Origin of the sequence: Meiothermus cerbereus, from assembly GCF_051297115.1 — a bacterium.
GTDB classification, from domain to species: Bacteria; Deinococcota; Deinococci; order Deinococcales; family Thermaceae; genus Meiothermus; species Meiothermus cerbereus_A.
In genome coordinates, this window is the sequence record NZ_JBEVAL010000087.1 from 1 (window position 1) to 10,466 (window position 10,466).

Sequence of the window (10,466 nt, forward strand, 5' to 3'; positions counted from 1 at the left end):
AAATTGCTTCCATATCGTTCTGGTGGGCGTTGGTGTGGGCTTTTTTGGATGAGGGGGTGCGGTTGCAACAGCGTTTTTAGATACTAAAGGTCGCGTAACGCTTTTTGTAACGCTGGGGCCTGGCGCATGCTGACTGGCTGGCCTGCAAGGGCCTTCTGTTCTTCAAAGCACGCATCCCAGCAGCGGTTCTGTTCGATTTCTGACCTTCGGCAAAATATATGGTGGTAAAATCTTGGCTTGATTATGAATGCCATCGGTCGAATCGTCAGCATGCCCAGCCTACCCGAGCCCTTAAAGGGCCTACACGAGCTGGCCTACAACCTCTGGTGGAGCTGGAACCCCGAAGCCCAGCACCTGTTCGAACAGATTAATCCTTCGCAGTGGAAGCGCTTCCGGGCTAACCCGGTACGCGCCCTGCTGGAAGCCGACCCCGAGCGCCTGGCTGCCCTGGCCGAAAATGCAGGCTATGTGGGAGCTGTCGAGGCCACGGTAGCCAATTTTCGTCGCTACCTGCAAACCCGCCCCAAAAAGACGCCCCGCATCGCCTATTTTTCTATGGAGTATGGCTTTCACGAGTCGCTGCCCATCTACTCGGGTGGCCTGGGCATCCTGGCCGGTGATCACATCAAGGCGGCCTCGGATCTGGGGCTCAACCTCACCGGCGTGGGCATGTTCTACCACGAGGGTTATTTCCGCCAGCAGCTAACCCCCGAGGGCCAGCAGCGCGAGGTCTACGAAGACCTCCTGCCCGAAGAGCTGCCGCTGGTGGTGGTCAACAAAGACGGCAAACCCCTGCGGGTGGCGGTGGAGTTTCCCGGGCGGATGGTCTACGTGATGGCCTACAAGGCCCAGGTGGGCACCATTCCGGTCTACTTGATGAGCACCAACCTGCCCGAAAACCGGCCCGAAGACCGTGCCTTAACTGCTCGGCTGTATGCACCGGGACAGGAAATCCGCATAGAGCAGGAGATGATTCTGGGCATTGGCGGGGTGCGGCTGCTGCGGGCTTTGGGCCAGGAGCCCGAAGTCTGGCATATGAACGAAGGCCACGCGGCTTTTCTGGGGCTCGAGCGCATACGCGAGATGGTTGCGACTGGAAGCTCGTTTGGCGAGGCTCTGGAGGCCACCTCGGCAGGGGCCCTTTTCACCACCCATACCCCCGTACCGGCTGGACACGACACCTTTCCTTTGGATCTGGTCGAGCGCTACCTGGACGGCTGGTGGAACAGGCTGGGTATAAGCAAAGAGGAGTTTATCGCCCTGGGCCGCGAGGAAAAGAGCTATGGCCCGGTCTTTAGCATGTCCCACCTAGCCCTGACCACCTCGAGGGCCGCAGGCGGGGTCTCGGCGCTGCACGGTGAGGTGTCGCGCGAGATGTTCCAGCACCTGTGGAAAGGCCTGGAGCCGGAAGAAGTCCCCATCGGGCACATCACCAACGGCATCCACACCTTTACTTTCCTGCACCCCGAGATGCACGCCCTCTACGAGCGTACTTTCCCCAAAACCTGGGCCGAGCAACTGCACGACCCGAACCAGTGGACGGTAGACAAGCTCGAGGAGGACGAGCTCTGGCGCATCCGCAACAGGCTGCGGGCCCAGCTCATCGAAGAGGTGCGGGTGCGGCTGTTTGAGCAGCGCCGCCGCAATGGCGACCTCCCGGCCAGGCTGCGGGCGGCTGGAAAGGTGCTCGACCCCACCGTGCTGACCATCGGCTTTGCCCGTCGCTTTGCCACCTACAAGCGGGCCATCCTGATGTTCACCGACCCCGACCGGCTGGTCTCGATACTGAACGGCCCCCTGCCGGTGCAGTTTGTGTTTGCCGGAAAAGCCCACCCCAAGGACGAGCCCGGCAAGGAGTTCATCCGCAAGCTGGCCGAAAAAATCAAGGCGCTGGGCCTCGAGGACAAGATGATTCTGCTCGAGGACTACGACATGAGCCTGGCCCGCACCCTGGTGCAGGGGGTGGACGTCTGGCTCAACACCCCCCGCCGCCCCATGGAGGCCTCCGGCACCTCGGGCATGAAAGCAGCGCTCAACGGCGCTTTGAACTTCTCGATTCTGGATGGCTGGTGGGCCGAGGCCTTCAACACCACCAACGGCTGGGCCATTGGCGACGAGCGCACCTACGCCACCGAAGAGGCCCAGGATCACGCCGATGCCCAGAGCTTCTACGACACCTTGCAGTACGAGATCATCCCGCTGTTTTACGCGCGCGGCGCGGTGGGCACCCCCAGCGGCTGGCTGGCTATGGTGCGCGACAGCATTCACACCTGCGGCCCCACCTTCTCGGCCCAGCGCATGGTGGACGAGTACCACCGCAAGTTCTACACCCCCCTGGCCCGGCGCTCGGCCCACCTGATGGAGCAGAACGCCGCTCTCCTAAAAGAGGTCGCACGCTGGAAAAGCCTGGTGCAAAGCGCCTGGAACAACGTAAAAGTATGGGTCGAGGCCCCGCACAGCACAGCCAACCAGCCCTTGCAGTTGCGGGCTTTTGTGCAGGCCTACGGCATCCCCACCGAAACCCTGCAGGTCGAGCTGGTGGTGCGCCGCAGCAGTGGCGATTTGGAAGTGGTCGCGCTTAATCACACCGGGCAGGAGCGGGAGGCCCTGGTGTACAGCGGCACCTACCAGCCCGCCCGCCCCGGCAGCTATGTGTACGGGGTGCGGGTAGCCGCGGTGCACCCCGAGCTTTCCAGCCCCCGCGAGGTGGCCTTGGTGAAGTGGGCCGGCACGGTGGTGGAAGAGCCGGCAAAGGTCTAAGTTGCGCCAGGGCAGATTGGCAAAACCAGCGGAATGGGTCAATGCATACCTGGCGCAATTCCTAAAGCGAACTTTCGGTACGGCATCTCGCATTTCGCTTATGGAGACACTTAGTTCATGTGTTTTTATCAGCTCGAGTAGACTGAGCCCATGCGCGTAGTGCCCTTTCGCTTCGAAAACAACACCTTCTGGCTCCTAGACCAGCGCAAGCTCCCCTTCGAGGAGGTCTGGGTGCCCTGCCAAAGCGCCCTCGATGCCGCCACCGGTATCCGCGAGATGGTGGTGCGCGGGGCCCCGGCCATCGGGGTGACGGCGGCTTTTGGCATGGTGCTGGCCCACCTGTCGGGCGAAGACCTGGCCGCAGCCGACGCCCTGCTACGCCAGAGCCGCCCCACCGCGGTCAACCTGTTTTACGCCCTGGATCGCATGAAACCCCACTGGGGCAACCTCGAGGCCTCGCTACAGGAAGCCCAGGCTATCTGGAATGAGGTAGAAGAAACCGAGCGAGCCATCAGCCAGCACGGGGCGCGGGTGCTGCGGGGCCAGGTGCTCACCCATTGCAACACCGGCCCCCTGGCCACAGGCGGATACGGAACGGCTTTGGGGGCCATCATCGAGGCCCACCGGCAGGGCCGGATAACGCACGTCTGGGTAGACGAGACCCGCCCCTACCTGCAGGGGGCCCGCCTGACTGCCTACGAACTGCAGAAAGCCGGAGTGCCCGCCACCCTGATCAGCGACAACATGGCGGCCTACATGATGGGCCAGGGCCAGGTAGATGCAGTAATGCTGGGCACCGACCGCATGGCCATTAACGGCGACTTTGCCAACAAAATCGGCACCTATGGCCTGGCCATTCTGGCGCAGTACCACGGCATCCCCTTCTATCCGGCCCTGCCGCTCTCCTCGGTAGACCCCAGGCTAAAGCGTGGCGACCAGATTCCCATCGAGAAGCGTTCGGCCCAGGAGGTCACGGTCATTCGGGGACAGCCCATCGCGCCCGAGGGTTTTCCGGCAGCCCACCCTGGCTTCGATGTAACCCCGCACCACCTGATTACCGGCATCGTCACCGAGAAAGGGGTGCTCTATCCCCCCTTCGACGAAGCCCTGCGGGCGGCCTTGCAGATCGGGTGAAGGGTGAGACCGCTCCTGGGCTGGTGGGAACAGCTAACCGGTGCAACCTGCCCCGGCTGTGCCCAGCCATTGCGAGAGCCTCTGCTTTGCTCGAGCTGCCAGGCCCTGCTGGTACCAAGGCACCTGCCCCACTTCGTTTACCTGGGCGACTACAAGCACCTGGGTCGGCTGCCCAAGGCCATCAAGTACCAGGGGCAGCGCAAACTGGCCGCCTACCTGGGCCAGCTGCTGGCGCAGGGCGTAAAGCAGGCCGAGTGGGGCCTGGATGGCGTAACTGCCGTACCAACCCTGCTCCACCGCCAGATCCAGCGGGGCTACAACCAGGCCGAGCTACTGGCGCTGGCCACAGCCGAAGCCCTGGGAATTCCATACAAAAAGGTGCTCTCGCGTGCCTCTTGGGAAAAGTCGCAAACCCAAAAAACACTGTTTCAGCGCCTGCAGCTTTCCGAAGCTGCTTTCAAGCCCAGCATGCGTGTAAAAGGCATCTGGCTTTTGGTGGACGACGTAGTAACTACTGGGGCCACTTTTGAACGTGCCCGCAAGGCCCTGCTCGAGGCCGGAGCAGCCAGGGTTTACGGTGCGGCAATTGCGGTCAAAAGCCCACATCATCTATCCCGCTATTCCCTATAATCTTCAGCAATAGAACCCCGCTATATTCCCTGGGGGTTCTGTGCTGCACGAGACCAGACCCCAGCTCTTTTGAGCCTGGGGATTATTGCTAAAGGGGGGACGAATGATCAAACGATCGCGCATCCGCAGGCTCGAGGAACTCCTCCCCTATATCCGCGAAGGCCGCTACCGCATCGGCCCGCACGTGGCCAAGCACATGCTGCAAGAGGGCTTTATTGAACACGACGTGTTGCAGGCGGTGGAGTGGGGCCGCGAGATGGCCGTCTACCCCGAAGACCAGCGCATGCTGGTGCTGGGCTACATGGTTTTTCCGCCGCAGCTCAAGCTGCCGCTGCACGTGGTGCTGGAGTACCGTGAGCCGCGCTGGGTGGACATCGTGACCGCCTTCATCCCCAAGAAGCCGCACCAGGTGTACTCGAGGGCCCGCATTGCCGCCATCCTGCGCTACGACGGCACCTTCGAAGAGGTGCGCTGGGTCAGACCCCGCTTCATGACCGCCGAGGATATACCCCGCTAAATCCCCAAGACCCGGCGGGCGGCCTCGGCGTCCTGGGCAAGCTGGGCTTTGAGGGCTTCCAGGCTCTCAAACTTCATCTCTCCACGCAGCTTGGTCAGGAATTCCACGCCGAGTTCTTGGCCGTACAAATCACCAGCGAAACCAAACAGGTGTACCTCGAAGCGCAGGCTCTGACCCGAAACCGTGGGGCGATAGCCGACATTGGCCATGCCGCCGAACTTGCCCTGTGGGGTCTGCACCCGCACAGCAAACACCCCCATCGGCAGGATTTTAAGGTGGGCCACTTCGATATTGGCGGTAGGGAAACCCAATTGTCGCCCAAGCTTGTCCCCCTCTTGCACAATACCTCGGGCGACATAAGCCCTTCCCAAGAGCAGTTTGGCCTCGTCAACCTCCCCCTCACGCAGCAGGTCGCGGATGCGGCTCGACTTGACCGGCCCCCCACCCAGCTCGAGCAGCGGCAAAATCTGGGTGGGCGCTACGGCATTCAAATCCTCCAGGCCCCCGGCCCTCCCCTGCCCAAAGCGGAAATCGGCCCCCACATAGATGCGCTGGGCTTCCAGGGTACGCAGGTCATTCAGGAAGTCGTCCTTGCTGCGCCTGGAGAAAGCCTCGGTAAAGGGCACAATCAGGGCAATCTCGACCCCCAGGCCCCTTAAGAGCTCGAGCTTCTCGGTCAAATCGGTCAGGAAGCCCTCCCCTCTCATGAAGACCTTGCTGGGGGGGTCGAAGGTGTACACCAGCAGCGGCACGTGTAGGCTTTTGGCCTCCTGCTGGGCCTGGTGAATCAGGTGTTGGTGCCCCAGGTGCAGGCCATCAAAGCTGCCGATCGCCACCACCTTGGGGCCAGCCGGCGCATCGGAAGGGTCGTTGATAAGCAACATGGCAGGTATGAAAACCGGGCGAGGGTATGGGCAACGGAAGGTTGGCTACTCGTAATACGGAATGTCGTCCTCGAGCGCCTTCTCGCTAAGGTAGAAGAGGATTCCGGCCAGGGCCGAGGCGGATATCTGAACCTTGCCTTCGCGGGCATCCCGCAAAACCTGGCGCGGGTAGTGCCATTCTACCGTGATGGCTTCGTCGTGGTCGGGTTGTGCGTAGGCTTGGCGGATATGCGTGGCCCGGAACACGTGCAGCTTCTCGTTGCAAAAGCCGGGCGAGAGGTAAAAGCCGGTCAGGTAGTGTAGCTCGCCGGTTAGCTGGGCTTCCTCGGCCAGCTCGCGCAGGGCCGCCTGTTCGGGGGTTTCGCCTTGGTCAATGAGGCCCGCGGGAATCTCCAGGGTCTCGCTGCCGATGGCCGGGCGGTACTGTCGCACAAAAAGCAGCCTGCCGCCACGCTCGACCAGAACCGCCACCGCATCGGCGTGTTCTACGATCTCGTAGGTGCCCTCGAGGGCCAGGTTGAGAATGCGGCCTCTGTACAGGTACTGCCGTTCGGGCATGCCCCCAAGCTAACGGCAAAAGAAATCCACGTCAAACGGTGTTTCAATAAAGCCTGCGCCGCCGATGCTCCAGAGGGCACAATCCCCCTCCAAAACGCGGCAGCCGCAGGGTTTGGGAATGGCTTCCAAACCCGTTACACTATCGCTGAATGAACGAGGATCGGCTCTTTGAACAGCTCAAGCGCGAAGTGGACGTGCTGGGGCGGGCTTTGGGCAAGGCCATCCGCACGCTTTCCGGCGAACGTATTTTTGAACTGGAAGAACAGGTGCGCGAGCTGACCAAAGCCCTGCGGCAGGGCTACGCCGAAGACATCCGACAGCAGCTTCTGTCCATCGTGCGGGGACTCTCGCTGCTCGAGGCCGAGAACATGATCCGGGCCTTCTCGACCTACTTTCACCTGGTCAACCTGGCCGAAGAACGCCACCGCGTGCGGGTTAACCGGGAGCGCGAGAAAAACAGCACCCCAGAAGCACCCCGGGGCGAGTCGTTTCTGGCCCTGGTGGGGCAGCTCAAAAACCAGGGCCTTGGCTACGAGCAGGCCGTGGAGGTGCTTTCACGCTTGCGGCTGCACCTGACCTTTACCGCCCATCCCACCGAGACCCGCCGCCGCACCCAGCGCTACCACATCAGCGAAATTGCCCGGCTTCTGGACGCCGCCGGGCCGACAGACCCGACTCAAAAAGCGGCGCGGGAGCAGGCCAGCCCTGCCCTGGATGCGCGGGTGGCCCTGCTGTGGGGCACCTCCGAACTTCGCAAATCGCGCCCCAGTGTAGAAGACGAGGTCAAAGGCGGTCTGTTCTACATCACCTACACCCTGTGGCAGGCCATTCCCCGGCTGGTAGATGGGCTCGAGCGGGCCATAGAGGCCCACTATGGACAGCGCCCCAACCTTTCACCCCCCCTGGTGTTCCGCAGCTGGATTGGCGGCGACCGGGACGGCAACCCCAACGTGCTGCCCGAGGTTACAAGCTGGGCGCAAAACTACGCCCGCGAAACCGCCCTGCGCAAGTTTGTGGAGGATGTAGAAGGCCTGATCCGCGACCTGTCCCTCAGCGACGAGCGCATCACCATCACCCGCGAGTTGCGGCTGGCCCTGGAAGACCACGCTAGGCATCTTTCGCTGCCCGAGCGTTTCCAGAGCGAGCCCTACCGCCAGTTTGGCATGGGCCTGCGCCACAAGCTACGGGCTTTGCTGGGCGAGCAGCCCGGCCCCGGCTACACCAGCACCGCCGAGTTCGCAAGCGACCTGGGCAAAGCCGAGCGCAGCCTGGAACAGCTTGGCCTGGGGGAGGTGGCTCGAGTCAGCGTAAGGCCCATCCGGCTCAACGCCGAGGCCTTCGGGCTCGACCTGGTTGGCCTGGATCTGCGCGAGGAGTCGCGCGCCCTCAGCGAAGCGGTGGCCGAGCTGCTAAAAATTGCTGGTGTGCAGGAGCAGTACACCGCGCTAAAGCCGGAGCAAAAGGAAGCCCTGCTCACCCAGGAGCTGGCCACAGCCCGGCCCCTGGCCCCGGTGGGCTACCGCCCCCAGAGCAAAAGCCTGCAAACGGCCCTCGAGGCCCTGCGCAACTGGAAAGCCCGTGGCGCACACGTGGTCTCGATGACCCACCACCCCAGCGACCTGCTGGAAGTGGTGCTGCTGGCGCGGGAGGTGGGGTTGTACCGCCCCGGACGGGCACTGCCTTTTGATGTGGTGCCGCTTTTTGAGACCCTGGACGACCTGCACCATGCCCCCGCGGTGGTGGCCCGGCTGCTGGACAACCCGGTCTTCAAAGCCCAGGTGCAGGGGCGGGGGGGCCTCGAGGTGATGATTGGCTACTCCGACTCCAACAAGGACGCGGGCTTTCTGGCGGCCAACTGGGCGCTCTACCAGGCCCAGGAGGCCATCACCGCAGTAGCCCGGGGCCGCGGCGTGCAGGTCTATTACTTCCACGGGCGGGGCACCTCCACCGCCCGCGGCGGCGGCACGGCAGGGCGGGCCATTGCCAGCCTGCCGCCCGGTACGGTGGGCAGCCGCATGCGCCTGACCGAACAGGGCGAGGCCCTGGCCGACCGTTACGCCCACCCCGACCTGGCCATACGCAACCTCGAGCAGATGCTCTACCACATGGCCCTGGCCTCGGCCCGCGACCTCTACGGCCAGGCCCCACCCCTCGAGGAGAGGTGGCGGGAGGCCATGGAAAAAGCCGCCCAGCGCTCCACCGAGGCCTACCGCGAGCTGCTGGGCCGCCCCGGCTTCTTCGAGTTCTACGAGCAGTTCACGCCCATCCGCGAAATTGGGGCGCTCAACATTGCCAGCCGTCCGGTGTACCGCTCCGGCAGGGTGCGGGAAATCAAAGACCTGCGGGCCATCCCCTGGGTAATGTCCTGGACGCAGGTGCGACTCTTGATCCCGGGCTGGTACGGGCTGGCCGAGGGGCTAAAGGAAATTCCGCCTGGGCTACGCCAGGAGATGTTTGAACAGTGGCCCTTCTTCGCCTCTACCCTGGATAGCGCCGCCATCGCCCTGGCCAAGGCCGACCTGGGCATCGCCCGCGAATACCTGCGCCTGGTCGAACCCAGGCTGGCCGAGCGTTTCTTCCCCGGTATCGCCCAGGCTTTCGAGCAAACCAAAGCCATTCTGGAGGAAACTTTTCAGAACACCCTGCTCTTCAAACACCCCGTGCTGGCCCGTCAGACCGAGTTGCGCAACCCCTATGTGGATCCCATCTCGCTGGTGCAGGTCGAACTCTTGCAGCGCTACCGCCGCACCCCCCCCGAGGCCCCCGAACGCACGGGTTTGGAGCGGACTTTAATGCTTTCACTGTTGGGAATTGCAGCAGGCTTGCGCAACGCAGGCTAGGTGCGACCAGAACCTGAATGCCACGACCAGCTACGATACCCATATGATGGGGGCGCTATGGTTGAGGTGCACAACCGCCACGTGACTTTTCACCCCCCTGCTGGGGCCAAGTATCTGGTAGGCGACTTCACCGACTGGAACCGCCGGCCCATTCCCATCGAGAAGCCCCTGACGCTCGAGTTCCCCGCCGGGGCCTACGTGGAATACGCCTTTCTGGACGAGAACCAACAGCCCTTCCCCGACCCCGACAACCCCCACAAAGCCCAGAACCCCTGGTGGAGCTACCCCCGGGCCATCGAGCTGCCAGGGTTCAGCTACACCGCCCCACACCAACCTTCTCGCGCGGTAGATGTGCACCGGCACCGGCTGGAGTCGCGGGCCTTTGGTTCTACCCGCCGCTACTACGTCTATAACCCCTCCGAAAAGCCCCAGGCCACCCTTTATGTGCACGATGGGGTGGCCTACTACCGCACCGCCAGGCTGGCCGAGGTAGCCCAGGGGCTTTTGGAGCTGGGCCAGATAAAGCCCGTGCGGATTGTGTTCATCGAGCCCGAAGACCGCCGCCAGGAGTACTGGTTCAATAAGGCCTACGAACAGCACCTGCTGGGCGAAATCGTTCCTGCTGTCGAAACGCATTATGGCCCCACCCCGGAAAAAGGGCTGATGGGCGCCAGCCTGGGAGGTCTGGTCTCGAGCTGGCTGGCCCTGCGCCACCCCAACCTCTTCCAGAAAATCGCCACCCAGTCGGCCTGCCTGACTGCCTCGCCCCAGGGGGGCGACTCCTTTACCGACCCCGAGTGGCTCACCGAGCAGTACCGGGCCGCCCCCACCCTGCCCCTGCGCTTCTACTGCGAGACCGGCCAGATCGAGTGGCTGCTGGCCCCCAACCGCCGTTTTGCCGCCCTGCTGGCCGATAAGGGCTACCCCCACGCCTACCTCGAGCGCCCCTCCGGCCACAACTGGATGACCTGGCGGCAGGGGCTGGCCCCAGCCCTGCGCTACCTGTTTGGTTTTTGAGGGGAAGTGATAGGCTACCCCAATTCGGAAAAGCCACCAGCCACATTTCCCCAAACTGCGCCAACAGCCCACATTCCGCACCCCCCTTCACTCCAGCAGGTAATATCGCTCCACCCCCAGCAGGCG

8 protein-coding genes are annotated in these 10,466 nt (G+C 63.2%); 6 read left to right on the top strand and 2 right to left on the bottom strand.

The genetic code is table 11. The features are described from left to right. The first annotated feature begins 243 nt into the window (after positions 1–243). The 4 genes from glgP (at position 244) to ABWU19_RS13155 (ending at position 5,041) form a co-directional block, all read left to right on the top strand. Complete coding sequence (glgP, locus tag ABWU19_RS13140; RefSeq protein ID WP_435902121.1) at positions 244–2,760, top strand: alpha-glucan family phosphorylase; 2,517 nt, start codon at positions 244–246, stop codon at positions 2,758–2,760. A gap of 150 nt (positions 2,761–2,910) precedes the next feature. Continuing rightward, the gene (gene mtnA, locus ABWU19_RS13145) at positions 2,911–3,894 is read left to right on the top strand and encodes an S-methyl-5-thioribose-1-phosphate isomerase (protein WP_435902122.1); all 984 of its coding nucleotides are present in this window, start codon (positions 2,911–2,913) and stop codon (positions 3,892–3,894) included. 3 nt (positions 3,895–3,897) lie between these two features. Then, positions 3,898–4,524: a ComF family protein gene (locus tag ABWU19_RS13150; RefSeq protein ID WP_435902123.1), complete on the top strand. Its 627-nt coding sequence runs from the start codon at positions 3,898–3,900 to the stop codon at positions 4,522–4,524. 103 nt (positions 4,525–4,627) lie between these two features. Then, positions 4,628–5,041, top strand: a complete 414-nt coding sequence (locus tag ABWU19_RS13155) for a DUF4258 domain-containing protein (RefSeq protein WP_435902124.1) — start codon at positions 4,628–4,630, stop codon at positions 5,039–5,041. Here ABWU19_RS13155 and ribF read toward each other — a convergent pair. Together ribF and ABWU19_RS13165 are read right to left on the bottom strand one after the other, a co-directional pair. After that, positions 5,038–5,925 (bottom strand): riboflavin biosynthesis protein RibF, encoded by an 888-nt coding sequence (ribF, locus tag ABWU19_RS13160; protein ID WP_435902125.1) that lies wholly within the window; start codon positions 5,923–5,925, stop codon positions 5,038–5,040. The genes ABWU19_RS13155 and ribF overlap by 4 nt on opposite strands. A 45-nt stretch (positions 5,926–5,970) precedes the next feature. Then, positions 5,971–6,483: an NUDIX hydrolase gene (locus tag ABWU19_RS13165; protein WP_435902126.1), complete on the bottom strand. Its 513-nt coding sequence runs from the start codon at positions 6,481–6,483 to the stop codon at positions 5,971–5,973. A 149-nt stretch (positions 6,484–6,632) separates the two neighbouring features. Between ABWU19_RS13165 and ABWU19_RS13170 the strand changes: the two genes are divergently transcribed. Both ABWU19_RS13170 and ABWU19_RS13175 read left to right on the top strand, forming a co-directional pair. After that, positions 6,633–9,323: a phosphoenolpyruvate carboxylase gene (locus tag ABWU19_RS13170; protein WP_435902127.1), complete on the top strand. Its 2,691-nt coding sequence runs from the start codon at positions 6,633–6,635 to the stop codon at positions 9,321–9,323. Between the two features lie 57 nt (positions 9,324–9,380). Further along, on the top strand, positions 9,381–10,340 hold the full coding sequence (locus ABWU19_RS13175) for an alpha/beta hydrolase-fold protein (protein WP_435902128.1): 960 nt from the start codon (positions 9,381–9,383) through the stop codon (positions 10,338–10,340). Positions 10,341–10,466: the final 126 nt, after the last annotated feature.